Here is a 23,487-nt window from a genome sequence, read left to right as displayed (position 1 = left end):
TCGGCAAGGTTTGGTTGGATGTAGGTGACGATGGCGGAGAAAACAGGAACAACAGAAGCTGGAAAACCACTAGCCATAGAGACAACCCTCTCCGCTACATCTACTGCTCTAAAATTACCCAACCGCAAGTTGTGAATCGTCTGCCAATGGTCAATAACCCACTGAAAGTCATCCGCATCAAAAACACCAACCGCCTTCTTTTTCCAAAACTCTTTCCACTGGCCATCACTGATTGTCGCACTCATCTTGTCCTCCTCACCTACTCAGTAATTCATCTAAGCGCCTAAAGCCACTTAGCCTTAAACACAAAGAATGGTCCGCCGAGTAAGCAAATGTAAAAGAACCATTTTTAGCCTAGCATTTTTCGCCATAATTGTCAACCTGAGATAAAAAAAAGCGCGCCGTTTAAGACGCGCCTTATCAATCTCAATTATTTCTCCAACTCCTCTTCAATCTCCATTAGACGATTATACTTCTCCGTCCTTTCTCCGCGGGAAACTCCTACTTTTACAAACTCCGAATTAGTGGCCACGGCAAGGTCAATCATAAAAGTGTCACAGGTCTCCCCGCCACCACGATGCGAAACAACAGACCAAAATTTTTCCTTGTGCGCCATTTCAATTGTTTGAATCGCTTCTGTTAAAGTGCCAATCTGATTTAATTTGATGAGTATGGCATTGATGGCTTTTAATTTGATAGCTTTGGCCAGACGCTCGGGATTAGTGACAGTTAAATCATCACCGATAATTCTTATTTTCTGACCCAATTCTTTCATAATCAGTTGCCAATTATCCCAATCATCTTCGGCTAGTGGATCTTCTAAAGTCAAAAGCGGATATTTTTGCACCCACTTTTTAAAATATTCAATCATTTGTTTAGAAGAAAGATTTTCATCGGTTTTGGGCAAATGATATTTTCCATTCTCAAAAATTTCCGAAGTAGCCGGATCGGCTGAAAGCATTATATCTTTACCGGCCTCGTAACCGGCCTTTTTGATTGCTTCCAAAATTAATTCCCAAGGCGTTTCATTATTTTGTAGTCCTGGTGGCGCAAACGCGCCTTCATTGCCCACATTAGCATTTAAATTTTTTTCTTGCAAAACTCTTTTTAATGCCAAATACACTTCCGCGCCATAACGCACACACTCCCTAACATTTTTCCCGCCGATTGGAGTAATTATATATTCTTGCAAATCTGTGGAATTGGTTGCATGCTTTCCTCCTTCAATTACCACCATCATTGGCCGCGGCAATTTAAAATTTTTGTAGGGTAGTTTAAAAATTTCTCGCAAGTAAGCATACAACGGCTTTTTTTTAGAAAGGGCGGCTGCACGCGCGCAGGCCAAAGAAACACCCAAAATGGCATTGCCACCCAGTCTGGATTTGCCGGATGTGCCATCCAAATCTATCATTATTTGGTCAATTTTTTGTTGATCACAAGAATTTAAACCAATTAATTTTGGCGCAATTTTTTTATTGATATTAGCCACGGCTTTAAGCATGCCCTCTCCGCCATAACGTTTAGGGTCGCCATCAAGCAGTACTGTAGCTTCATGACTACCAGCCGAGACGCCAAATGGCACAGAAGCGATGCCAACACTGCCATCATCTAAAAAAACTTTAGCTTCCAAAGACGGTGTGCCGCCTGATGATAAAATTTCCCGAGCGTGAATTTTAATTATGCGCATAAAAAATGTTAATTTTATGCTGATTTTAAAAATTACATTCTCAATTTTTACTGAATTTCAAAACTCACATTGACATTTACCATCACATCCATACTGCCGGTTTGAATATCCGGCGCGGGCATTGGAGAGGATCCACCCATACCCAAAGCAGTAGAATAGGCCTTCATAGGGTAAGCTTCACTGGGAGAGTATTCGCTGTAAGAAGCCACGCGCACCAATTTTACTCCCAAGGATCTGGCTAAAGCTTGGGCTTTTTCTTTGGCATTCTGCAAAGCTTTATCTCTAGCCGCCAATTTTAAGCTTTCCTGATCATCAATAATAAAATTCAAACTGCTCACCTGGTTAACCCCCACTTCCCCAACCTTAGCAAGCACGGAGCTAATCTTGGTTAAGTCTCTTATCTTTAAGGTGACAGACTGATTAATGGTATAACCGGAAATTTCGCTTCTGCCATTAGTATAATCGTATTTAGGATAAACGGAATAATTGCTGGTTTGAATATCAGCATCCTTGATTCCTAATTTTTTGACTTCAATAATCAATTTATTCATCTTTTCCGTATTCTGCTTTTGGATGGAAGCAACATCAACCCCTTCTGTAACAAAGCCAATATCAGTGACAGCCACATTGGGTGAGGCGGTTTCTTTTCCTTCGCCGGTAATGGAAATGGTGTAAGGGATTCTATCGGCAATACCAATATATTGGAATTTTTTCATGTTGTTGCGGGCAAGGGTTCCCACAAACACAATTAAATAGGCCAGTAAAATTCCCACTAACACCTTCATTAAAATCATCCCAAAACAAGGGGCGCAAGTACATTTACCGCTCTTGGGATCACACTGGCAATTTTTGCCATGAGGCATAAACATAAGGCTTAAAATTAAGATTTAGATCCTTCAGGCCGGGCCGTCAGGATGACAAATTATTTAAGAGCTTCTAAGCCGGGAAGTTTTTTGCCGGAAAGATATTCCAGCATGGCTCCTCCTCCGGTAGAGATATGGTCTATATATTGTACCATTTTACTGCGCGCAAGAACAGAGAGGGTTTCGCCGCCGCCCACCACTCCATAGGCCGGCCCTTTGGATTTAGAACCCACCAAGTAAGCAATGGATAAGCTGCCCTTGTCAAAGGGGTGCTGTTCAAACAAACCCACAGGTCCATTCCAAATAATAGTGTTGGCTTTTTTAATAATTTTTGCCCAAGCCCTAATAGTATGCGGACCAATATCATAAATAGCCAAATCCCCCACGCAAACCTTTTTATTATCTTTTTCCACCAAGCAATGTTTATAATTGGTAGAATCTTTTTTGCCCGCCACCACATCAACAGGCAAAAAAACTTTTTTATTCGTGCCGATTTTTTTGGCCTCGGCAAAATATTCTTTACCGATTTGAGAAGAGCCAACCTCGTAACCCAAGGCGGCCAAAACCGTATTGCTTAATCCCCCACCCAAAAGGATATTGTCGGCTTTAGGCAATAATTTTTTAATTACCGGCAATTTGGTTTCAAATTTTAATCCACCCATTATCACTACCACCGGTTTCTTGGGTTTTTTAAGAACATAATCCAAGACTTGGAGTTCTTTTTCCAAAATAAGGCCGGCGTAACTGGGTAAATATTTGGTAATGGCACAGAGAGAAGCGGCCTTACGATGGGAATCGCCAAAAGCTTCATTAACATAAAGATCTCCTAATTTAGCTAACTCTTTAGCTAAGATAGAACTGTTGTTTTTTTCACCTTTTTCAAAACGGATATTTTCCAATAAAATGACTTGACCATTTTTCATGCCTTTTACATGATGTTCCACCGTTAAACCGATAGCATCATCTAATTTGGTAATTGATTTTTTTAAAGATTGAGAAATAAATTCAGCTACCCCGTCTAAGCGCAAATTTTTAACCGCTTGGCCATCCGGCCGGCCCAAATGCGCAATTAAAATTATTTTGGCCTTTTGTTTTATCAGATATTTAATAGTGGGCAAAGTACGCTCAATTTTAACGGCATTGTGTTCTTCAATCTTTCCTTCGTTATTAAACTCCACATTAAAATCTACGCGCATAAGCACTCGTTTGCCGGCTAAATTTTTGACTTGACGAAGGTATTTCATAATAAAATTTTAAATGCTTTTCCGTGCCTCCACGGCATACCAATAAAAATATTTTTCCATTTCTTCCGGTCTACTTTTAAATTCTCCCCCGTAAAAAGCGGCGCCTAACATTTCCCGAGAACGACAAATCTCTTTTAAACGCGGAGTCTTCAGCCATTTGGGATCCATTATGGTTAAATCCAAAAGCTCAAAAGCCCTAAACAGTGCCCTTTCTTTCTGCTCTTCATTACCTTGTTTTTGCCATTTAACCGCCCTACCTACCTCGCTTCCCACATTTCCAAGTTGTTCTGCTAAAGATAAGGTAAACCACCTACCTTCTGCCAAATTTTTATGTTGAGTGTCCATAATCTATTAGATTATCAACTATTTCTATTATTTTTTTTCTAATCTGTTCGTCTTCCACTCCCCGTGACCTGTTATTTTGTCGTGGCCGGATATTGATCATAGAATCAAATTCCACAAAATTTTCACCAAGCTGTTCCGGATACAAGTTTATTCCCCAAAGATTTTCTTGTTTGGATTGATTATTCAGTAAGACACTTTCTTCGTCAGCATGCATTTCCCCGCCAATGACCATACTGCCTTTTTCCAAATCCACTACGGCTTTAACCAAATCACCAAAACGTTCTTCGGCAATTTTTTTTAATTCTGCCAAAGATATTTTTTCACTAATAATTCTGCTATTTTCCATAATTTATAATTTATTTTTACGCGCCAAATTTTTCTGTAATTTCAATTAAACGATTAGCGTAACCAAATTCATTGTCATACCAAATCACCACCTTGGCCAAATCGCCATCAATTACTTTGGTAGATAACAAATCCACGATGCCCGAATTAGTATCGCCAACAAAATCGGAAGACACCAAAGGTTCATCGGAGACACCAATAATTCCTTTGTAACGGGCTGTTTTGGAAGCTTCTGTTAAAACTCTATTGATTTCTTCTGCAGTGGTTTTTTTAGACAAGACCATCGTAATATCCGATAAAGAAACCACTGGCACCGGCACGCGCAAGGCCATGCCATCAAACTTGCCTTTTAGATCTGGCAAAACTTCCGTAACGGCAATAGCGGCGCCGGTAGTGGTAGGAATAATATTTTCCGTCGCGGCTCTGGCGCGACGTAAATCTTTGTGCGGAGCATCTTGTAAATTTTGTTCATTGGTATAACCATGCACAGTACTCATCATGGCCTTAACCACACCAAATTTTTCATGCAAGACGGACATTATGGGAGCTAAAGAATTGGTAGTACAAGAGGCATTGTTAATGATAACCGCTTTTTCTTTTTTTAAATTTCCCTCATTCACACCTACAACATAGGTTGGCACTACCCCGCCTTTGGCCGGGGCGCTGATAATTACTTTTTTAGCGCCGGCTGTGATATGAGTTTTAGCACCCTCTTCACTAGTAAATTTACCCGTACTTTCTATCACCACATCAACTTTTAAATCTTTCCAGGGCAAGATGGTGGGATCTTTAGAAGCAAAAACCGGTACCTTCACCCCGTCAACAATAATATTTTGTTCATCAAAATCAACTTCGTGATTCCATCTGTGATAAGCAGTGTCGTGCTGTAAAAGATGCGCCAAAGTTTTGGTGTCTGTTAAATCATTGATGCCGACGATGTTAAAATTTTTCCTCCCCCAGCCAACTTTGAAAGCCGAGCGGCCAATACGGCCAAAACCATTGATTGCAATGTTCATACTTTGACTATTTAAAAGATTATTTTAAAAGTTAAATCAGCTGTATTATATCAAATTAAAAGATGGGAAAGCAAATAAAAAAACGCCAAAATAAAAAAAACCGACGCGGGAAAGCGCCGGCCGAATTGGCATTAGAGACTAAATTATTCCCACTCCCCATAGGGATATTAGGGAAACACCCAATAAAAGATTCATAAACCAAAGAACAATTAGTCTATTCCTGTACTTAAACCACCACGCCGGTGGCTCTGGTATCATAATCGGCATAGGCATTTTTATATCAGACTTGGCAGCCTGCTTTCTCCAGTAGCGGGCAAATCGTCGAGGCTTGTATTCAAACTCACCCCAACAAACGAACAACCCAAAATTGAGCAAAATGGAAAGAAACAGCAAAATTCCCTTGATGATTTCTGCCCACGTAAATTCCATTCTCTTCCCCCTGTCTCAGTTGTGTTTAAACTATCACAAGGTTTTATACATGTCAATCAAAAAGATTTTATTCAACAGACATTTTTAAAAACAAAAAACCGGAGCCCAGCGCCCCGGTTTTTTAAATCTTTTTTGCATTACATGGCGAACCTGACAAATCTTTTTACTTCAATATTTTCTCCAATCACGGCAATGTTTTGTTTAACCAAATCCCCCACGGTAATTTTGTCATCTTTAATGTACGGCTGATTCAACAAACAAATATCAGCAAAATATTTTTGCATCTTTCCTTCCAAAATCTTTTCTATCATCGCTTCCGGTTTGCCCTCGGCTTTTAAAATTTCACGCTGAATATTTTTTTCCTTTTCCACTTCCTCAGCGGGAATTTCTTCATTAGAAATATAAAAAGGATTGGCTGCCACAATGTGCATGGCAATGTTATGCACCAATTCCTGAAAAGCGGCATTTCTGGCCACAAAATCTGTCTCACACCACACCTCTACCAAAGCTCCAGCTTTGTTATTGCTGTGCACATAAGCATGCACCAAGCCTTCTTTGGTTTGGCGATCGCCTTTTTTGGCGGCTTTAATAATGCCTTTTTTGCGCAAAAGTTCAATGGCGGCGTCTTTACTGCCGGCTTCTTCTAAAGCATTTTTAACATCAACCATGCCGGCGCCGGTGACTTCGCGGATTTCGGTAATGAGTTTTATATCAATAGCCATATTTTTAATTTTTTAAAAATTAAATCTTTTTAATCTGCAAGAAATCCAATTCCACGGGAGTCTCGCGGCCAAACATGGAAACCAAAACTTTTACTTTGCCGCGTTCTTCATTAACTTCGGCCACCTTGCCTTCAAAATTCTTAAACGGCCCATCGGTAATTTTAACCGCTGTATCCACCGTTACATCAATGACAAATTTAGGTTCTTCCACACCCATTCTTTTTTGAATAGATTTTACCTCTTCTTCACTAATGGGAATCGGCATAGTTCCGGAGCCGATAAAACCTGTCACATTGGGAGTGTTTCTAACTACGTACCAAGAATCATCAGTCACTTCCATTTCCACCAAAACATAGCCGGGAAAAATTTTTTCCACCACTACTTTACGCTTGCCATTTTTAATTTTGATTTTCTTTTCTGTGGGAATCAAAACATTAAAAATTTTGTCCTGCATTCCCATGGACTCAATTCTTTGTTTTAAACTATGAGCTACATTTTCTTCATAGCCAGAGTAGGTATGCAGAACATACCAACGACGGCCTAACTGTTGTATTTGCTTAGGCATAAAATTTTAAAAATTATCTAAAAGAGATTATTTTATTTAAGCCCAAATTAAAGATGCCATCTAAAATTCCAAAAAAGACGGCCACGGCAATGCACAGACCCATTACTATTAAAGTATAACGGGTAGTTTCCTTTTTGGTGGGCCAAGCCACTTTTTTAAGCTCCTCCCTAGAAGTTTTAAAATAGTCAACAATTTTAGTTCCGATAGACATATATTTAAGGTTTTTAAAAAGCCCCTTGCGGGCGCTTCTAAAATCATTATAGAACAAAGTTATGAACAAGTCAATAGAAAATTGACAAAAACCAAAAATAAAGCTATAATTAGATAAATTAAGACCGCAAACCTATGAAAACCAACACCAAGGCTACCTTTAAAATTTATCTGCGTTCTACCTTTAAATACCCTTATGCCACCAGCCTGGTCTTATTTTCTATTGTTGTTTCCACCCTGCTAGAGGCCGTTAACCCAATTTATTACAAAAAATTCTTTGATTTGATTTCTGATAATTCCGACATCCTTTCTGTTAAAAGCGCGCTGGTCTTTATTTTATTTTTAATCCTACTTCTCAAAATCGGTTCTTGGGCTTTTTGGCGCGTGGCCCTTTTTGGCGGTAATTATTTGGAGTCAAAAGTCATCAGCGATTTGGCCAATTATTGTTTTGCTGTTTTGCATCAACATTCATTTTCTTTTTTTTCCAACACCTTTGTTGGCTCTTTAACCAAAAAAGTCAACCGCTTCACCCGTTCTTTTGAAAGCATTACTGATCGCCTGCTTTGGGAATTCATTCCTTTGGTTATTAGTTTGGCGGCTATTACCTATGTACTTTTTAGACGCAACTTTTTGTTGGGTTGGACACTACTTGGCTGGGTAATAATTTTTTTAATTATCAATTACGCTTTTGTAAGATTCAAATTAAAATATGATATTAAAAGAAGCGAAGTAGACAGCCAAGTGACAGGACTACTGGCCGACACCATTACCAACAGTTCCAATGTCAAACTTTTTACCGGCTTAAAAAGAGAAAAAGAAGCTTTTTTTAAACTAAATGAACAACTGCGACGCCTGCGCAAATTTGTCTGGGATATGGCGGTAAGTTTTTGGGGTGTGCAAGGACTTTTAATGATTGGATTGGAAATCGGACTTTTTTATTTGGCCATCAATTTAAAAGCCCAAAATCTTTTAACCATTGGTGATTTTGTTTTAATCCAAACTTATCTGGTGCAAATTTTTGCGCAGATTTCCAATTTCAACCAAATCATCCAGCGCTTTTACGAAGATTTGGCCGAGGCTGATGAAATGACCGATATTATTTTAACCACGCCGGCCATTCTGGACAAACCGGGCGCTACGGAATTAAAAGTCAGCCGGGGCGAAATAAATTTTAACAATATTAATTTTAAATACGGTTCCAATAAAACAGTTTTTGCCAATTTAAATTTGCACATTGCCCCTCATGAACGCCTGGCCTTAATTGGGCCGTCCGGGGCGGGCAAAACTACCGTGATAAAGTTGCTACTAAGAATGTACGAAGCTACTGGAGGAAAAATTTTAATTGATGGACAAAATATTAACGAAGTGACGCAAGAAAGTTTGTGGAGCGCCATTTCTTTGGTGCCTCAAGACCCTGTTCTTTTTCATCGCACCATTAAAGAAAACATCCGCTACGGCAAACCGGAGTCTACTGATGAAGAAGTCTACTCCGCGGCCAAATTTTCTCATTGCGATGAGTTTATTAAGGAAATGGCTCAAGGTTATGATACCTTTGTAGGTGAACGCGGCATCAAATTATCCGGTGGCGAACGCCAGCGCGTGGCCATTGCCCGGGCAATTTTACGCGGATCCCCTATCTTGGTTTTAGATGAAGCCACTTCCAGCCTGGATTCCGAGTCCGAGCGTTTAATTCAAGACGCCATGAATACTTTGATGCAAGGAAAGACTGTAATTGTAGTAGCTCACCGCTTGTCTACAATTATGAAAATGGATAGAATATTAGTTATTAGCAAAGGAGATATTGCCGAAGAGGGCACACACGAAGAACTCTTGCAAAAGCAGGAGGGGTTGTATAAAAAACTGTGGGAGATGCAGGCGGGTGGTTTTATAAAATGATTTTAATTTTTCATCCAGTAAGTTTGCTCACTACGCTTGCCGGCCCAGCGTGCCGGCTACGCTGCATTGCTCGTTCGCTCGTCTGCTTGCGGCAGACACCTTGCCCGCTCACTTCGCAAATGCCGTTCGCAAACATACTGGATGCAAAATAATTATTTAAATTTATGACATTTGAAGAATATCAACAACAAGCCTACCGCACCGCCCTCTACCCTAATAAAGATAACAATTTTATTTACCCCACTTTGGGTTTAGCCAGCGAGGCGGGCGAAGTGGCGGGCAAAATTAAAAAAGTAATCCGCGACAAGGGCGGAATAATTGATGACACCACGCGCGAAGACATAAAAAAAGAATTGGGAGATGTTTTGTGGTATATCTCGCAAGTGGCTATGGAACTAAGAATATCACTGGAAGATATAGCGGAATATAATTTGTATAAATTGCTAAGCCGATTGGAGCGAGGAAAAATTTCCGGCAGTGGAGACAACAGATAAAAAAAAGAACGGGTCCCCGAAGGGTCCCGTTTGTTGTTGGGTTAAAAAAATTGTGGCAAGGGTGCAGGGTTTTTATTCCCCATCAGCCTCGCGCGCTAGGTCGTCGCGGCGCAAACGCGCCAGGGTCAGAGCCTCGCCCGTCATTTGATCGCGGCGTAGCTGTGCCAGGTCGCGCTCTTCCGGCGTCATGTCCGGACGCACATCCGGCCAAAGAGAAGTCTTCGCGGTGGTCTTATCGCCCTTCTTGGGCTTCTTCTTGCGCGGCACACCGCGATTCTTCCAGCCGCCGTGCTGACCCATAACAGACATTATCCCACGGTAGCGCTCGGATCGCTCGTCAGGGGTGTTATAGCCGGCGGCGGTCAAGGCCTGAAGGACCGTATCCTTGAGAAGATCTCCCCTTTTCTTGGAGGATAACCGCCGCAAGGAATCACTCACTATTCTCGCCAGTCGGTAGTCTTCCTCGGTAGGATTCACCTTTCTCTGATACGCAGCCATCTTTCTTCCTCCTCTTTCTTCCGTTGGTATAAATAGTCAAGGTACAACAAATAATTATAGCACATTTAAGCGGTTTTGTCAACCCCCTGAACAGAACAACCTTGAAGGTTGACTGTACAGTCTCTTGACAAAAAATCCAAAATGTGCTATAATTTAAAGTTAAAAATTGTTCTTTTAAAACTATTTTCCCGGTTGTTTTGTGCCAGTTATTTATATAATTGGTTTAAAACAACCGGGAAATGTAAGTACCGGTTAGAGGCGAGTGTGCAAGTTGTGTGACAACAAACGGAGGTTCCCATGAAGCTGACCCTGAAGGTGCTCTTTCTGTTGCTGGTAAACTCCGGCCTGGTCATGGCGCAGGAGCCGCAGCCCTCCGCGACGGTGTTCACGTCCGAACAACATAAGGAGGCCAAGGCGGCCCTGCTCATGCTGGGGCAAGCATTCGGCGTGGGCGACGGCACCCAGCAGGCACCGACCCAGCCAGCCACCACGGGCCAGGCCCAGCCGGAAAAGAAGACCATGGCGGACATCGCGGATAGGGCCCTGGACATGACGGCGAGCGCTGTCACGGCCATCGCCGGCCAGATGGAGAAGGTCGCCCCCGAGGTGTGGGCGGTGATGGTCCGCCAGCAGTACGCCAAGGCCTTCGGGAGCCTGGTCGGCCCGTGGGGAGCCTTCTTCCTCATCCTCATCGCGACCTTCATCGCCCGCAAGTCCTGGAAGCTGACGCCGGAAGAAGCCAGCGGAAGGTTCTTCTCAGATAGAAACGGCGATGCCCCGACGAACCGAGGCTGGCGGGGCTTCTTCACCTTCCTGCTACCCCTGTGCTTCATGGGCATCTTCGCGGGCGTGGGCATCTACCGCCTGGCCGATTCCATCATGTTCATCATCAACCCGTACTTCTATGCCATCAAGGACCTCCTGCAGATGCTCCTGCACCAGGGCTCCATGTAGAGCCGCGGCACCTACAAGGTCAAAGTACTGGTCTCTAACCCTGCTTAAGCAGGAACCCCCAAGCGTTAACTCGTCTTGGGGGATTTTTTATTCTACCTAATTTATAAACCTCTTTATCCTGCCCCCTTGCCAAAAATCGCCTCTTGTGCTAAACTTAATATAATCTAAAATTAAGCTAACAAGTATGAAAAAACAAATCCATCCTGAATATTTTGAACAAGCCAAGGTCACCTGCGCCTGCGGCAACACCTTTACCGTTGGCTCTACCATGAAACAAATCAATGTGGAAGTCTGCAATGCTTGTCATCCTTTTTATACCGGCAAACAAAAATTTGTGGATAGTGCCAGACGCGTAGAAAAATTCCATGAAAAAGCGGCCAAAAAAACCGCTGCTTCCGCCGTTCGCAAAGGCAAAAAAATTAAGAAAGTCACTCGCGCTGCCAAAAAAGCCAGCCAAGCTTAACAACTCTAAAGATTAAAAACAAACACCCTTTTCTTGTGTTTGTTTTTTAATATCAGACGTAATGGGATATAATATAACTATGGATTTATCAGTCGTGCAAAAACAATTTAAAGATTTGGAAGCAGAACTTCAGCAGTCTGAAATAATTAATGATGCGCAAAAGTTCCGCACCGCCTTAAAACAATATAATGAATTAAAAGAAATTGTTGATAAGGCCAAAAGTTTAGAAACAACCGGCCAACATCTTTTAGAAACAGAGGAAATGATTAAAAAAGAGACCGAGCCGGAAATGCTGCAAATGGCCCGGGCGGAAACAGCGGAATTACAAAACAAAAAAGAAAAATTGACCCAAGAGTTAGAAGAGATGCTTAATCCCCCCTCTCCTTACGATAAAAAAAATGTCATTATGGAAATTAGGGCTGGCGTGGGCGGAGATGAATCCGCGTTATTTTCCGCTGAACTTTTTAGGCTTTATTCCAAATATGCCGAAAGCAAGAATTGGAAAACCCATTTAATTTCTTCCAATCGCATTGGCATTGGCGGTTTTAAAGAAGTGATTTTTTCTATTGAAGGAAATGATGCTTATAAGTATCTTAAATACGAAAGCGGCGTGCATCGCGTGCAAAGAGTACCGGAGACAGAAAAGAGCGGACGGGTGCACACCTCTACCGTCACCGTGGCGGTACTTCCCGAAATGGAAGAGGTGGATTTTAAAATAGATGTTAAAGATTTAAAAATAGAAACCTCCACTTCGGGCGGACATGGGGGACAAAGTGTTAACACCACTTACAGTGCCATCCGCATTACCCATCTGCCTTCTGGCCTGGTGGTGCAGTGCCAAGACGAAAGGAGCCAAGCGCAGAACAAAGAAAAAGCTATGCAAGTTTTGCGTTCCCGCCTTTGGGAAATTCAAGAAGAAAAACGCCGTCAAGAGTTAAGTGAAAAAAGGCTATCTCAAATTGGCACCGGTGAACGCAGTGAAAAAACCCGCACCTACAATTTTCCTCAAGATCGTTTAACCGATCACCGCATTAAAAAAAGCTGGCATAATTTGGCCAAAATTATGGAAGGAGATATTGAAGAAATTATAGAAACTCTGCGCGATATGGAAAAGCATCCGGAAAAAATTGGCGCCGAAACAGAGGACGAAGAATAAAAAGATTGTTATGACAATACAAACAGCCTGGCAATGGGGTTACAAAAATTTGCAAAAAAAAAGCACTTCGGCCAGTCTTGATACCGAGGTGCTTTTGAGTTTCGTCATTAAAAAACCCAAAGAATTTTTATACACCCATCCGGAAAAAAAGATAACTGCCAGGCAATTTAAAAAAATTAATCAAAAAATTAAGCTACGTTCTAAAAATTGGCCCATAGCTTATCTAATTAGCCGTCAAGGATTTTACGGTTTAGATTTTTTAGTTGATAAAAATGTTTTAATTCCGCGTCCGGAAACAGAACTAATTGTAGAGGAAGCTATCAAAACGATAAAAGCGGCAGAAGAAAACAAGCAAAAAATTATTTTAATTGATATAGGCACTGGCTCTGGTTGTATTCCTATTACCATTGGAAAAAAAATCCATTCCCATTTTTCTTCTTCATCCGCTAGCGGCAAAAAATCTGTTTTAAAAATATTGGCCACAGATATTTCCTCTCCCGCATTAAAAATTGCCCGCCACAACGCCCAAAAACATAAAATAAAAATTCAATTTTTAAAAAGAAATCTTTTGGGTGGCTTTTTAAATTCTCCAATTTTAAATTCTCAATCCACCCTGATTATCACCGCCAACCTTCCCTATCTTACCGCTAAACAAATGAGAGAAAAAACCATTCAAAAAGAACCGCGCCAAGCTCTATTTGGCGGAAAGGACGGACTTTACTATTATCAACAATTATTAGAGCAATTAAATAAAATAAAACCTGCCCAGGCTATTGTTTTTTTAGAAATTGATCCAGCGCAAAACAAAAAAATCCAATCTTTGATTAAAAAAATTCTACCCGGAACTCAAGTAGAAATTAAAAAGGATTTGGCAAAAAAAGACAGGCTGGTAATTATTAAAATCTAATCTCCTTTTCCAATCTTTTAATACCCCTCTGAAATCTTAGTCGCAACTTCCACCCAAATAAGCCCGGGATTAAATTCCATTTCTTTGGTATCCGGGCCAAAAAATCTGGTTCTGCTTCCCGCACTCTTTTTTTCCCAGCGCCCTTCAATTACATTTCCCTCTTTTAAAATCACCGCTCGTCCCGAGCCAATGGTTTGCAAAGATAATCTGCCGACTTCATCCAATACTTCACCCCAAACATACTGAAAAACCACATTCTTGGCAGTAATTGTCCCAACATTGTCTTTGGCCGCCTTATTATTTACAAATCTTTTCCATTTTTTTAGATTCTGGTCAAAAGACCAGGAAACTTTTAAATCTCCTATCTGTTCTTCAAAATAATTTATACCGGCCGGCAATATCTTAGCTTCTTTTTTGGCAAACAACCAACTTTTTATAACACGCTGTTCATCTTTGTTGCCGGTTTTTTCCCAAGCTTGAGCTAAAGTTTCTATATCGGTAAAAGTATTATGCGGCGCAGTATATTTTTTGTTGCGCCAAAAATATCCGCCGTTATAAAATTCATTCAAATCATTTATTTCCAAGTTTTTTATTTTCTCCAAAGCTTCATTGCTACCACCTACGTGGGCATACAAACAACCCAACTCTTGCACCCAGTCCAAAAAATACGGGCGGGCGCTCCTAACCGGACCAATAGTGGCCACAGTAGAAGTGGCTAACCCATAAACCGCCATAAATCTGGTGCGGCCGCCTTCTACCGGCGCCTCATAAACCAAAGAAGCTTTATTTAAACCAAACTGCCGTTCCACTTCCGGAGCGTTATCTATCATTATTGCCACACAACTGCTGGCACTAGCCAGGGGCACTTCTAATCCATTTAAAAAACTAATGGTAGAAGTGGCACTTTCCGCCAAAATATCTTGCGCGGCTTGTTCCCTGGTTAGTTTATCTTTTTTAGGAGAAGATAAATTGGACTTAAAAATACCGTAAAAAACCAAACCGGCAATAACAGCAAACAACGCCACTAAAAGTAAGTAGCGTTGTTGTTTGGTAAATCCTGTTTTAGAAGACAGGGCCATAAAAGATTTTAAGTAGAGATTATTTTTTCTCTTCTTTTTCAGCCTCTTCAGCGGCTTTCTTTTCTCTTTTTTCTTCAGCCTCGGTCTTAATTTGAGAAACATCCGCCACAGGAGCGGCCACGGCTTCTTCTGCCTTAGGTTGCATAACGGTGGACACCACATCTTCGCCGTGAGCTAAAATTTTAATACCGGCAGGAATGGCAATATCTTTAATATGAATTACATCACCAAAATTTTTAAGAGAGGAAATATCCACTACAATTTCACCCACCAAATCTTGCGGCAAAGCTTCTGCCGGCAATTCGGAAAAACTCTTAACCAACGTGCCGCCCAATTCTTTAATAGCGGGAGCCTCGCCAATAAAGACCAGTTTAATGTCTGTTTTAATTTTCTCATCCATTTTAATTTGATGCAAATCAAAATGGGTAAATTTGCTGGTTAAAGGATCCAATTGAAAGTCTTGAATCAAAACTTTAATCGGTTTTTCTTCCCCAATTACCAAATCCACCAAACCGCTGGTACCGGCTTGAGCATAAACTTTTTGAAAGTTTAAATAAGGCACAGAAACATTCTGATTTTTAAAACCATGACCATAAATAACAGCCGGAATTTTACCATTTTCCAATAAAGTTTTAGCCTTAATTTCTTCTCCCCTTTTTTCCGCGTTTAAAATTAAATTGTTCATATATATAAATTAAAAACTAGTGATACTAGTTTACTATAAAGCCTTAATTTAGTCAAGGCTTTAAACCTAAGCCACCCTAAAACTTTAAAGCCGATTCTTGTTCCAAGCTGTTTTTAAGCCAAAATTTGTCTTTTTTAAGTAAATTGTGAAACGCCAAAATTTCATCTGCTTCTAAAGAAGGATTTTCCTTAAACTTTAAAGCCTCGCCTGCCGAAAGATCGGTAATCATGCCAAGAGAATTCATGCCCGAAGGCGACATTATCACCAACGCCAAAATAGCCGAGCGGCATTTTTGACATTCCAAATGAATTAGGCGAGCCACCTCCGTAGTTTCTAAAATGCTTACCGCCACATTCTCTTGCTTGGCTTTACACAACGGACAAAAACTGATTATTTTTATTCCTTCATCAAAAATAGAAGAGTTCTGCATATATAATCATCTTAACAAATTTCTAAACATTTATCTAGCCTTATTAAAAGACAAGGCAATGCCGATGAGCAAAAAATCCACCACCAAAGAAGAGCCGCCGGCGCTTAAAAAGGGCAAAGTAATTCCCGTGACCGGCATAATCCCAATATTCATACCAACGTTAATTAAAAAATGCGCAAAAAATAAAGCCAAAATACCTAAAACAGAAAAAAGTATAAAATCATCACCGGTTTTAAAAGCAATTACAAACAGGCGATAAAAAATAATGCCATAAAAAATTAAAATCAAACTTACGCCAAAAAAACCCAGCTCTTCGCCAATAACGGAAAAAATAAAATCGGTTTGATTTTCCGGCAAGAAACGCAGTTGACTTTGCGAACCAAAACCTAAACCGCGGCCCCAAAAACCACCCGAGCCCACGGCAATGATGGATTGCGTGACGTTGTATCCCCTACCGTAAGGATCGTGAGCAGGATCTATAAAAGTGATAAAACGCTCTTTTTGATAATCTTTAAAAAGAAAAAACCAGGCCAGGATAAAACCCAAAATGGCCGTCCCAAAAAGAAAAAACAAATATTTTTTGCGCACGCCGGCCAGAAGAGCGCTTAAAAGCCAAATGGCGCCGATAATTAAAGAGGATCCCAAATCCGGTTGAAGCAAAACCAAAATGATGGGTAAAACCGCCAAAAAAAGCGAGCCCATAAAAAATTCTCCGGTTTTAAAACTGCGTGCTTTTTGAGAAAAAAACAAAGCCAACATTAAAATTACCGCCGCCTTGGCTATTTCCACCGGCTGAAAAGAAAAATTTCCTACCACAAACCAGCCGCGGGTGCCGTGAATAACTCGGCCAAAAATCAAAACCGCCGCCAGTAAAAGAAGGCTAAAAAAATAAAAAGGCTTGGCGTAAATGCGATAGAAAGAAAAATTAAAACGCATGGCGGTAATTAAAGCCGCCGTGCCAAGTAAAATAAAGACTATTTGTTTTTTAAAATCCGTAAAATTAGTATCCGGCCTGCCCAAACCCACACTGTATAAAGCCGCCAGACTAAACAGCGATAATAAAAAAACAGCGGCCAAAAGCCACCAATCAAAATTAGAAAAAAAATTTTGTATTTTACGATACGACATAATACTGGTCCCTGGCCAAAAAACTTGGCGATTCGGCTTATCTTACCGTTTATAAATTGCCTCGTCAAATACATTTAAATCCGGCACCAATTGAATGTTGTTAGGGTTAAGACCGCCCTCAATGCGCAAATCCACCGGCCTTTTTTCTCCGGCGTTAAAATTATCCAAAGCCAATTTTTCTACCCCAATAATAGTTTCATAATTCTTTAAAAGAACCAAAAAATCCGCCTGCCAATAGTTGTAAAAAGAATTATTTTGTACATTAAAGGTAAGGTGATTGTAAGGTTCTCTGAAGGTTTGCGTCTCGCTAGTTTCAAATTGTAAACGCTCGGCGATAAATTTTTGCGGATTAACCAACTCCCGAGTGGAAATTCTGTGCCAAGAGGTGCCAACTAAATTAAAGTTTATTTCTCCCCCGCCTTTAATGCCTAACTGCGCCAAATATTTTAATTCTCCGGGCAAAAGAAAAGAAGATTGTCTTTCCAAAACCTGTCCATTTAACAAAAAAGTATAATCAAATTTAACAAAAAAATTATTATTGGGATTGCGCAATAATACCAGGGCGTCAGTTTTATCTCCCAGTGGAAAAGAAACCGACCCTTCCACCACAATGGGTTTGGCCGCAAAATGTTCTTGCAAACTCTGAAAATTTAAAGAAGAAGTTCTGATGTCTGTTAACAATTTTTGATCATTAAAGTAACCAAAAAATAAATAATCACCCCAAGAATACAAATTATAGCCGCCCAGCAGTATATCAAAAATAATAAAAAACCAAATCAGGCCTTTATACAACTGCAAGCGGTGGGCAGTGAACCAATAACCCCACTTTAATTGTTTTTCGGTTAACTCCTCACCCGTGCCATTAAGTTTAGGAAAATCTTCTGCCATATTATATATAGTATAGCAAATTGGCGGTTTTTTAAAAAATTTAACAAAAAAAGTTCTCAGTTTACAAATAAAAAGCCCCGTGTCCTTCATTGGCTGTTGCAGCCTAGATGAACACGGGGACGCAAGGTTAAGATCAAAGGAACAAGGCCAGAAGGGCACTAGGGACAAGTGGAGCAATCCGCCTCCGAAGACTGCGGCGGACTAAGTGCTAGACACTTGCTGACACCGCCGCCGGATTGTTGTTGTTCCAGCCGCTGCCGAGCCAGCGGTCGCCCCAGCTCCACTGCTTTCCCTTCCAGATGAGGTAGCGCACGCAGAGGTCGCCATCAGCGCTACGGTAAATCGTTCCCCAGAAGAAAATGGCCTTGCCCATCCACGACTCGGGGATGAGTTCGGGGTGGGCGAGCAGATAGTCCAGCACGTTGGCGTTCAGGTTAGGCACACAGACCACCAGCTCCCGACGAAGCTGGTGGCCCTGGATGACATTTCCATTCTGCTGGTTAAACGAGAGATGCAAAGACACCTTGGCAGGATCCCAAACGAACTGGCCGCCTTTGCGGTGTTCTTCCACCTTCCAGCCGCCTGGCACTAAAGGGTCAGCGTCGGTGTCAATGATGTGTTTCTTCACCACCACTTCGGCCTGACCGCGGATGAACGGCAGCAACTGGCCAAGGGCATTGCCTTCACAAAGCCGCTTTACATCCGCGTTGGTCCAACCGGCCCGCCGCAGGGCCATTTTGAACTCGCTCGCCTGACCGACATCGAGCATCAGCTCACTGTCCATTCCCACACCTCCTTGCTTGCAACATTGTTCTTTGTGAACTGTGTTGCATTTTTAAGACCAGCCGGGATTCCTTCCCAGCCTTCTGAAGAATCTCTTAAAAAACCCTTCAGAAAGCCAGGAAATAGACTTAATTTAAGTTAAATTTAAAGAACCATTATAACAATATATTATAGCACATTTTGGCCATTTTGTCAATATACCCACAGTCTGCCCACAGATAAGGCCAAAATCAGCCCAAAAATCATTGCCTACCACCCAAATTTATGGTATAATAATTCAATCATTTATATTTAAAGATTTTATGGCCAAAGCAACAAAAGCAGAAAAAAAAACAAAAGCCCCAGCCAATGCCGGAGGCTATACCGCCCAACAAATCACGGTTTTGGAAGGATTGGAACCGGTAAGGCAACGCCCGGGTATGTATATTGGTTCTACCGGATCCACTGGCTTGCATCATTTAATTTGGGAAGTAGTGGACAACTCTTTAGATGAAGCCATGGCCGGACATTGCGATCAAATCACTGTCAAAATTCTGCCGGGCAATAAAATTTCCGTCACTGATAACGGCCGCGGTATTCCCGTAGATATTCACAAACAATTTAAAGTATCCGCTTTGGAATTAGTGCTTACCAAATTGCACGCCGGTGGAAAATTTGGCGGCGGCGGGTATAAAGTTTCCGGCGGTTTACATGGTGTGGGAGTGTCCGTGGTAAATGCCCTCTCTACTTGGATGAAAGCCGAAGTGCATCGCGATGGCGGAGTTTTTGTACAAGAATATGCCTATGGAAAACCTCAATACAAAGTTAAACAAGCGGGCAAGGCCAAAGATCACGGCACCATTATTACCTTTCAACCCGATCCTAAAACTTTTACCGAAACCACCGAATTTGATTGGAAAACAATTTTGGATCACTTGCGCCAACAGGCCTATCTTACTAAAGGCGTAAAAATTATTGTTGTCGATGAACGCGACAAAGAAAATTCTCAATCCTACATTTTTTATTTTGAAGGCGGCATTTCTTCTTACGTTAGACATCTTAACCGCCAGCAAGAACCCAAGCACGACAACATTTTTTATATTGATAAAAAATTAGATGATGATTTGCAAGTGGAAATTGCCCTGCGCTACGTGGAAGATTTTAAAGAATTGATTTTTGCTTTTGCCAACAACATTTACAATCCGGAAGGCGGTATGCATTTGGTGGGCTTTAGAACCGCCCTCACCCGCACTTTAAATGCTTACGCGCGCGGCAAAACTATTTTAAAAGAAAAAGATGAAAACTTAACCGGTGAAGATGTTCGCGAAGGTTTAACTACTGTTATTTCCGTAAAATTAAAAAATCCGCAATTTGAAGGGCAAACCAAAGCCAAATTGGGTAATCCCGAAGTTAAAACAGCCGTGGAAACAGTTTTTGGCGAATCTTTTTCCATTTGGTTGGAAGAACACCCTAAGGATGCCGAAGCGATTATTGGCAAATGTATTCTGGCGGCCAAAGCCCGCGTGGCGGCCAAAATTGCCCGCGACACTGTTATTAGAAAAGGCGCTTTGGAAGGTTTTACCTTGCCGGGCAAGCTGGCGGATTGCTCCACTAAAGACGCCACTGTTTCCGAGTTATATATTGTAGAGGGCGATAGTGCCGGAGGTTGTTGGGATGGAGATACCAAAATTGCCTTAGCTGATGGCAGAAATTTATCTTTCAAAGAATTAGTTAAAGAAGAAGAACAAGGAAAAAATAATTATTGTTATACAATTAAAGATGATGGGGATATTGGGATTGAAAAAATTCTTAATCCCCGTATAACCAAAAAAAATGCAGAGGTTATAAAAATTATTTTAGATAATGCTGAAGAATTGATTTGTACACCAGACCATAAGTTTATGATGCGCAACGGTTCCTACATTGAAGCGCAAAATTTAAAACCGGAAATAAGCTTGATGCCACTTGTTAGAAAACTTTCTAAAATAGAGGGACGTATTACAATCAAAGGCTACGAAATGGTTTTAAATCCTCAAAATCATAAATGGATTTTTACCCATCTGTTATCAGATAAATATAATCTAGAAAAAAAGATATACAATTTGGATGATGGCGAACATAAACATCATAAAAATTTTAATAAATTAAATAATAATCCAGACAATATTGTAAGGATGCCTAAAGAAGAAAACAAAAAAATCCAAGCAGAAAAAGTTAAAAACTTTTTCAAACAACATCCGGAACAAAAAGAACTACTTACTAACTTGGCCAGGCAAGAATGGACAAATAAAGAATTACTACAATGGCGCAGTCAAAAAACTAAGGAACAATGGACAGCCGAATTTAGAGAAAAAAGAAAATTGGCTTACACCCAAACCTATTTGAATCATAGTTTGTCTTTTGCCAAAAAAATGCAAGAAAACGGTCAGGATATTTTTGCAACTTATGAAAGAGAACGCGCCAATTTGCCAAAAAGAAACAATAATTTATTAAAATTGGATACTCTGTTGAATCGTTTCTTTAATGGCAATAGGAATGCCTTGCAAGAAGCCGTGGTTAATTTTAATCATAAAATAAAACGCATAGAGAAAATCTCTAAAAAAATTGATGTTTATGATATTGAAATTCCAAAAACGCACAATTTTGCTTTAGCTTCCGGTATTTTTGTCCATAATAGCGCCAAACAAGGACGCAACCGCGAAAACCAAGCCATTCTCCCCTTGCGCGGTAAAATCTTAAATATTGAACGCGCCCGCATTGATAAAATTCTTACCAACAATGAATTAAAATCTCTAATCATCGCCATGGGCACTAACATTGGCGAAATGTTTGATATTTCCAAATTGCGCTATCACAGAATCGTCATTATGACTGATGCCGATGTGGACGGCGCCCATATTCGCACACTGTTATTGACACTATTCTTCCGTCATTTTCCCCAACTCATTACCAACGGCCATATTTTTATTGCCCAGCCGCCTCTTTTTAAAGTACAATCCGGCAAAGAATTCCGTTATGCCTTTTCTGATGAAGAAAGGGATAAAATCGTAGCGGAATTTACCAAAAACAAAGAAGCTAAAATTAAAATAGTGGCCAAGAAAAAAGAAGAGGCCGAAGAAACAGAAGGCACAGAGGAAAGCCCAGAAGGTGAAAGCTCGGCCACCATTGGCGGTATTAAAATCAATATCCAGCGTTACAAAGGTTTGGGTGAAATGAACCCTGATCAGCTGTGGGAAACAACTATGGACCCAACCACCCGCACTATGCGCAAAATCACCATTGAAGATGCGGAAAAAGCCGATGAAATTTTTGATATTTTGATGGGTGATGAAGTGGAACCGCGCCGCAAATTTATTCAAACTCATGCCAAGTCGGTAAAAGAACTGGATATTTAAAAAAAATTAAAACCCATCCTCGCTATAATGTGGGGGCGGGTTTTTGTTTTAAAATGATTGCTAAAAAACTCTTGAATTGACAAAATCGCCGATTTATTTTATTGTTTAAATTGTCTTCGCCAGAGGGCTGGCGGAAAACTCACTATGGGGGTTCCCGATGCGAAAATTGGTTTTTTACCCTCTTCCTCAAAGTCGGCTCTTTAACTTCATCAAAGCTCCAAGCGGAGTCATCTATTCCACCGAACTGGATGAAGATTATCCCATCTTTTCCTTTGACGCGGGAGTAGAGGTGTTAAAGGATCTTTTGAAGGATAAATTTTCCTTTAAGCACCCGGAAGTGACACAAATCTATAAAGAGATGCGCGAGGCCGACTTAGCTGCTGATTTTATAAGTTTGGGCATTAAGATTATGAATATCCAACTGCCGGAAAACATTAACCGACAGGGATTCCGCGTCATATTCAACTTTGATGATTCCATTGCTTTGCCCAGAGGAGGCGTCTACTACCACCGTCGGCTTCTGTTCAGATTTAACAACCTGTTTAGATCCCTTCTCAAGCTCAATCGCCTGGTAGAAAAAGGCCTGATGACTCCCGAAATCGCAGTGTACATTTTTCAAGAAATGGTCGTCAACAACGTACCGATGACCATTGCGGAAGCTAAGGAAAGGATGAAGAATTTTAATCCAGTAGAGAACTTTGTTCAAGCGGTTAATCGCATCTTTAGAATCTTCCCTGAAAGGGGCAATACGGCACCCTCTGCCAATTAGAAAATAGCCTCTTTACTGCCCAGCCGCAACGGTTGGGCTTTTTTAATTTGCGGCTAAAAATGAAAATAAATTAAAAAACCCGCCGGCGTGAAACGCCGACGGGCTAAGGTCAGTTAGTTAAAGTGAGCTAGGATCCAATGGCTCCTGCCAAATATAGTTCCTGTTAAGGAGGAAAACAATCCACTAAAACTTAATCTCAGACAATCCAATATTCCGTTTCCGTTCTGCCACCTTGTTCCTAAAGCCATCAAACGGCGGTTAATCCCATGCTCTTCAAGCTTCTTTCCATTATCCCTTAAGAAAGCCAGTAGATCTTCGGCAAAGGCATGGGACAGACCCAACTCCGTTAGGAAAGAGTTGATTTTGTCCTCCTCAACATCTGAGTGCACAGTCTCAAGGTGAAAAAGAGGTATCAACACAATCTCCTTCTTTACTTTGACAGGTGCACCATGTTTTCTTCCCATGGTGACAGGGGTTGAATCGGGATTTTTTTCATACCCAAACCCACTGGCCTCTACCATTTCTGCGGCGGTTTGGGAGTAATCCACCTCTATTTC

General features: G+C 41.0%; 25 protein-coding genes and 2 pseudogenes. 8 read left to right on the top strand and 19 right to left on the bottom strand.

Annotated features, from left to right (window positions below; translation table 11 throughout):
- The 11 genes and pseudogenes from A2294_04170 to A2294_04120 all read right to left on the bottom strand — a co-directional run bounded on the left by A2294_04170 (position 1) and on the right by A2294_04120 (position 7,427).
- Positions 1-245 (bottom strand): annotated as a pseudogene (locus tag A2294_04170) (hypothetical protein).
- A gap of 185 nt (positions 246-430) precedes the next feature.
- Entirely contained in the window at positions 431-1,687 is a 1,257-nt protein-coding gene (locus tag A2294_04165; protein OGH86108.1) for a phosphopyruvate hydratase, read from the bottom strand.
- 47 nt (positions 1,688-1,734) lie between these two features.
- Positions 1,735-2,550, bottom strand: coding sequence for a hypothetical protein (locus A2294_04160; protein OGH86107.1), 816 nt, complete (start codon positions 2,548-2,550; stop codon positions 1,735-1,737).
- 59 nt (positions 2,551-2,609) lie between these two features.
- On the bottom strand, positions 2,610-3,794 hold the full coding sequence (locus A2294_04155) for a phosphoglycerate kinase (protein ID OGH86106.1): 1,185 nt from the start codon (positions 3,792-3,794) through the stop codon (positions 2,610-2,612).
- Positions 3,795-3,803: 9 nt separating this feature from the next.
- Complete coding sequence (locus tag A2294_04150) at positions 3,804-4,139, bottom strand: hypothetical protein (protein OGH86105.1); 336 nt, start codon at positions 4,137-4,139, stop codon at positions 3,804-3,806.
- Positions 4,123-4,485 (bottom strand): hypothetical protein, encoded by a 363-nt coding sequence (locus A2294_04145; GenBank protein OGH86104.1) that lies wholly within the window; start codon positions 4,483-4,485, stop codon positions 4,123-4,125. The genes A2294_04150 and A2294_04145 overlap by 17 nt, the downstream gene beginning before the upstream one ends.
- 16 nt (positions 4,486-4,501) lie before the next feature.
- Positions 4,502-5,500 carry a type I glyceraldehyde-3-phosphate dehydrogenase gene (locus A2294_04140; GenBank protein ID OGH86103.1) on the bottom strand — a complete coding sequence of 333 codons (999 nt, stop codon included), beginning with the start codon at positions 5,498-5,500 and terminating at the stop codon, positions 4,502-4,504.
- Positions 5,501-5,638: 138 nt separating this feature from the next.
- The gene (locus A2294_04135; GenBank protein OGH86102.1) at positions 5,639-5,929 is read right to left on the bottom strand and encodes a hypothetical protein; all 291 of its coding nucleotides are present in this window, start codon (positions 5,927-5,929) and stop codon (positions 5,639-5,641) included.
- A 137-nt stretch (positions 5,930-6,066) separates the two neighbouring features.
- The gene (locus A2294_04130) at positions 6,067-6,651 is read right to left on the bottom strand and encodes a translation elongation factor Ts (GenBank protein ID OGH86101.1); all 585 of its coding nucleotides are present in this window, start codon (positions 6,649-6,651) and stop codon (positions 6,067-6,069) included.
- Positions 6,652-6,670: 19 nt separating this feature from the next.
- Positions 6,671-7,216 (bottom strand): transcription termination/antitermination protein NusG, encoded by a 546-nt coding sequence (locus A2294_04125; protein ID OGH86100.1) that lies wholly within the window; start codon positions 7,214-7,216, stop codon positions 6,671-6,673.
- Between the two features lie 13 nt (positions 7,217-7,229).
- The gene (locus tag A2294_04120) at positions 7,230-7,427 is read right to left on the bottom strand and encodes a preprotein translocase subunit SecE (GenBank protein ID OGH86099.1); all 198 of its coding nucleotides are present in this window, start codon (positions 7,425-7,427) and stop codon (positions 7,230-7,232) included.
- A gap of 164 nt (positions 7,428-7,591) precedes the next feature.
- Here A2294_04120 and A2294_04115 point away from each other — a divergent pair, with 164 nt between their 5' ends.
- On the top strand, positions 7,592-9,322 hold the full coding sequence (locus A2294_04115) for a hypothetical protein (GenBank protein ID OGH86109.1): 1,731 nt from the start codon (positions 7,592-7,594) through the stop codon (positions 9,320-9,322).
- Between the two features lie 164 nt (positions 9,323-9,486).
- Positions 9,487-9,816 carry a hypothetical protein gene (locus tag A2294_04110; protein OGH86098.1) on the top strand — a complete coding sequence of 110 codons (330 nt, stop codon included), beginning with the start codon at positions 9,487-9,489 and terminating at the stop codon, positions 9,814-9,816.
- A 72-nt stretch (positions 9,817-9,888) separates the two neighbouring features.
- Here the strand turns inward: A2294_04110 and A2294_04105 are convergent, their stop codons facing one another.
- Positions 9,889-10,314 carry a hypothetical protein gene (locus A2294_04105; protein OGH86097.1) on the bottom strand — a complete coding sequence of 142 codons (426 nt, stop codon included), beginning with the start codon at positions 10,312-10,314 and terminating at the stop codon, positions 9,889-9,891.
- Between the two features lie 297 nt (positions 10,315-10,611).
- Between A2294_04105 and A2294_04100 the strand changes: the two genes are divergently transcribed.
- The 4 genes from A2294_04100 (at position 10,612) to A2294_04085 (ending at position 13,794) form a co-directional block, all read left to right on the top strand.
- The gene (locus A2294_04100) at positions 10,612-11,268 is read left to right on the top strand and encodes a hypothetical protein (protein OGH86096.1); all 657 of its coding nucleotides are present in this window, start codon (positions 10,612-10,614) and stop codon (positions 11,266-11,268) included.
- A gap of 184 nt (positions 11,269-11,452) precedes the next feature.
- Positions 11,453-11,731 carry a 50S ribosomal protein L31 gene (locus A2294_04095; GenBank protein ID OGH86095.1) on the top strand — a complete coding sequence of 93 codons (279 nt, stop codon included), beginning with the start codon at positions 11,453-11,455 and terminating at the stop codon, positions 11,729-11,731.
- A 61-nt stretch (positions 11,732-11,792) separates the two neighbouring features.
- Positions 11,793-12,887, top strand: coding sequence for a peptide chain release factor 1 (locus A2294_04090; GenBank protein ID OGH86094.1), 1,095 nt, complete (start codon positions 11,793-11,795; stop codon positions 12,885-12,887).
- Positions 12,888-12,897: 10 nt separating this feature from the next.
- Positions 12,898-13,794, top strand: coding sequence for a protein-(glutamine-N5) methyltransferase, release factor-specific (locus tag A2294_04085; GenBank protein ID OGH86093.1), 897 nt, complete (start codon positions 12,898-12,900; stop codon positions 13,792-13,794).
- A 17-nt stretch (positions 13,795-13,811) separates the two neighbouring features.
- Here the strand turns inward: A2294_04085 and A2294_04080 are convergent, their stop codons facing one another.
- From A2294_04080 to A2294_04055, 6 genes are all read right to left on the bottom strand, one after another.
- Entirely contained in the window at positions 13,812-14,873 is a 1,062-nt protein-coding gene (locus tag A2294_04080) for a hypothetical protein (protein ID OGH86092.1), read from the bottom strand.
- Between the two features lie 19 nt (positions 14,874-14,892).
- Positions 14,893-15,558, bottom strand: a complete 666-nt coding sequence (locus A2294_04075; protein OGH86091.1) for a hypothetical protein — start codon at positions 15,556-15,558, stop codon at positions 14,893-14,895.
- 76 nt (positions 15,559-15,634) lie between these two features.
- A complete protein-coding gene (locus A2294_04070) occupies positions 15,635-15,988 on the bottom strand; it encodes a hypothetical protein (GenBank protein OGH86090.1) in 354 nt (117 codons plus the stop codon).
- 30 nt (positions 15,989-16,018) lie between these two features.
- Entirely contained in the window at positions 16,019-17,116 is a 1,098-nt protein-coding gene (locus A2294_04065) for a rod shape-determining protein RodA (protein OGH86089.1), read from the bottom strand.
- A gap of 42 nt (positions 17,117-17,158) precedes the next feature.
- Positions 17,159-18,004 (bottom strand): hypothetical protein, encoded by an 846-nt coding sequence (locus A2294_04060; GenBank protein ID OGH86088.1) that lies wholly within the window; start codon positions 18,002-18,004, stop codon positions 17,159-17,161.
- Between the two features lie 208 nt (positions 18,005-18,212).
- Positions 18,213-18,788: a hypothetical protein gene (locus tag A2294_04055; protein OGH86087.1), complete on the bottom strand. Its 576-nt coding sequence runs from the start codon at positions 18,786-18,788 to the stop codon at positions 18,213-18,215.
- A 301-nt stretch (positions 18,789-19,089) separates the two neighbouring features.
- Between A2294_04055 and A2294_04050 the strand changes: the two genes are divergently transcribed.
- Together A2294_04050 and A2294_04045 are read left to right on the top strand one after the other, a co-directional pair.
- Positions 19,090-22,161 carry a DNA gyrase subunit B gene (locus A2294_04050; protein ID OGH86086.1) on the top strand — a complete coding sequence of 1,024 codons (3,072 nt, stop codon included), beginning with the start codon at positions 19,090-19,092 and terminating at the stop codon, positions 22,159-22,161.
- 157 nt (positions 22,162-22,318) lie between these two features.
- A complete protein-coding gene (locus A2294_04045; GenBank protein ID OGH86085.1) occupies positions 22,319-22,930 on the top strand; it encodes a hypothetical protein in 612 nt (203 codons plus the stop codon).
- Positions 22,931-23,043: 113 nt separating this feature from the next.
- Here the strand turns inward: A2294_04045 and A2294_04040 are convergent.
- Positions 23,044-23,487, bottom strand: a pseudogene (locus A2294_04040) (hypothetical protein).

Source organism: Candidatus Magasanikbacteria bacterium RIFOXYB2_FULL_38_10, assembly GCA_001783145.1.
Lineage (GTDB): Bacteria > Patescibacteriota > Patescibacteriia > Magasanikbacterales > UBA10003 > GWC2-40-17.
The sequence above is the reverse complement of the archived record's forward strand: the minus strand, read 5'-3'. Positions and strand labels throughout refer to the sequence as shown.

Excerpts from the sequence above, each read along its gene's own strand:
- A2294_04165 (OGH86108.1), bottom strand. The coding sequence starts at position 1,687 with ATGCGCATAATTAAAATTCACGCTCGGGAAATTTTATCATCAGGCGGC.
- A2294_04055 (OGH86087.1), bottom strand. The coding sequence starts at position 18,788 with ATGGACAGTGAGCTGATGCTCGATGTCGGTCAGGCGAGCGAGTTCAAA.
- A2294_04110 (OGH86098.1), top strand. The coding sequence starts at position 9,487 with ATGACATTTGAAGAATATCAACAACAAGCCTACCGCACCGCCCTCTAC.
- A2294_04070 (OGH86090.1), bottom strand. The coding sequence starts at position 15,988 with ATGCAGAACTCTTCTATTTTTGATGAAGGAATAAAAATAATCAGTTTT.
- A2294_04085 (OGH86093.1), top strand. The coding sequence starts at position 12,898 with ATGACAATACAAACAGCCTGGCAATGGGGTTACAAAAATTTGCAAAAA.
- A2294_04075 (OGH86091.1), bottom strand. The coding sequence starts at position 15,558 with ATGAACAATTTAATTTTAAACGCGGAAAAAAGGGGAGAAGAAATTAAG.
- A2294_04060 (OGH86088.1), bottom strand. The coding sequence starts at position 18,004 with ATGGCAGAAGATTTTCCTAAACTTAATGGCACGGGTGAGGAGTTAACC.
- A2294_04090 (OGH86094.1), top strand. The coding sequence starts at position 11,793 with ATGGGATATAATATAACTATGGATTTATCAGTCGTGCAAAAACAATTT.
- A2294_04120 (OGH86099.1), bottom strand. The coding sequence starts at position 7,427 with ATGTCTATCGGAACTAAAATTGTTGACTATTTTAAAACTTCTAGGGAG.
- A2294_04140 (OGH86103.1), bottom strand. The coding sequence starts at position 5,500 with ATGAACATTGCAATCAATGGTTTTGGCCGTATTGGCCGCTCGGCTTTC.
- A2294_04080 (OGH86092.1), bottom strand. The coding sequence starts at position 14,873 with ATGGCCCTGTCTTCTAAAACAGGATTTACCAAACAACAACGCTACTTA.
- A2294_04160 (OGH86107.1), bottom strand. The coding sequence starts at position 2,550 with ATGCCTCATGGCAAAAATTGCCAGTGTGATCCCAAGAGCGGTAAATGT.
- A2294_04130 (OGH86101.1), bottom strand. The coding sequence starts at position 6,651 with ATGGCTATTGATATAAAACTCATTACCGAAATCCGCGAAGTCACCGGC.
- A2294_04095 (OGH86095.1), top strand. The coding sequence starts at position 11,453 with ATGAAAAAACAAATCCATCCTGAATATTTTGAACAAGCCAAGGTCACC.
- A2294_04150 (OGH86105.1), bottom strand. The coding sequence starts at position 4,139 with ATGGACACTCAACATAAAAATTTGGCAGAAGGTAGGTGGTTTACCTTA.
- A2294_04155 (OGH86106.1), bottom strand. The coding sequence starts at position 3,794 with ATGAAATACCTTCGTCAAGTCAAAAATTTAGCCGGCAAACGAGTGCTT.
- A2294_04050 (OGH86086.1), top strand. The coding sequence starts at position 19,090 with ATGGCCAAAGCAACAAAAGCAGAAAAAAAAACAAAAGCCCCAGCCAAT.
- A2294_04105 (OGH86097.1), bottom strand. The coding sequence starts at position 10,314 with ATGGCTGCGTATCAGAGAAAGGTGAATCCTACCGAGGAAGACTACCGA.
- A2294_04135 (OGH86102.1), bottom strand. The coding sequence starts at position 5,929 with ATGGAATTTACGTGGGCAGAAATCATCAAGGGAATTTTGCTGTTTCTT.
- A2294_04065 (OGH86089.1), bottom strand. The coding sequence starts at position 17,116 with ATGTCGTATCGTAAAATACAAAATTTTTTTTCTAATTTTGATTGGTGG.
- A2294_04045 (OGH86085.1), top strand. The coding sequence starts at position 22,319 with ATGCGAAAATTGGTTTTTTACCCTCTTCCTCAAAGTCGGCTCTTTAAC.
- A2294_04125 (OGH86100.1), bottom strand. The coding sequence starts at position 7,216 with ATGCCTAAGCAAATACAACAGTTAGGCCGTCGTTGGTATGTTCTGCAT.
- A2294_04145 (OGH86104.1), bottom strand. The coding sequence starts at position 4,485 with ATGGAAAATAGCAGAATTATTAGTGAAAAAATATCTTTGGCAGAATTA.
- A2294_04100 (OGH86096.1), top strand. The coding sequence starts at position 10,612 with ATGAAGCTGACCCTGAAGGTGCTCTTTCTGTTGCTGGTAAACTCCGGC.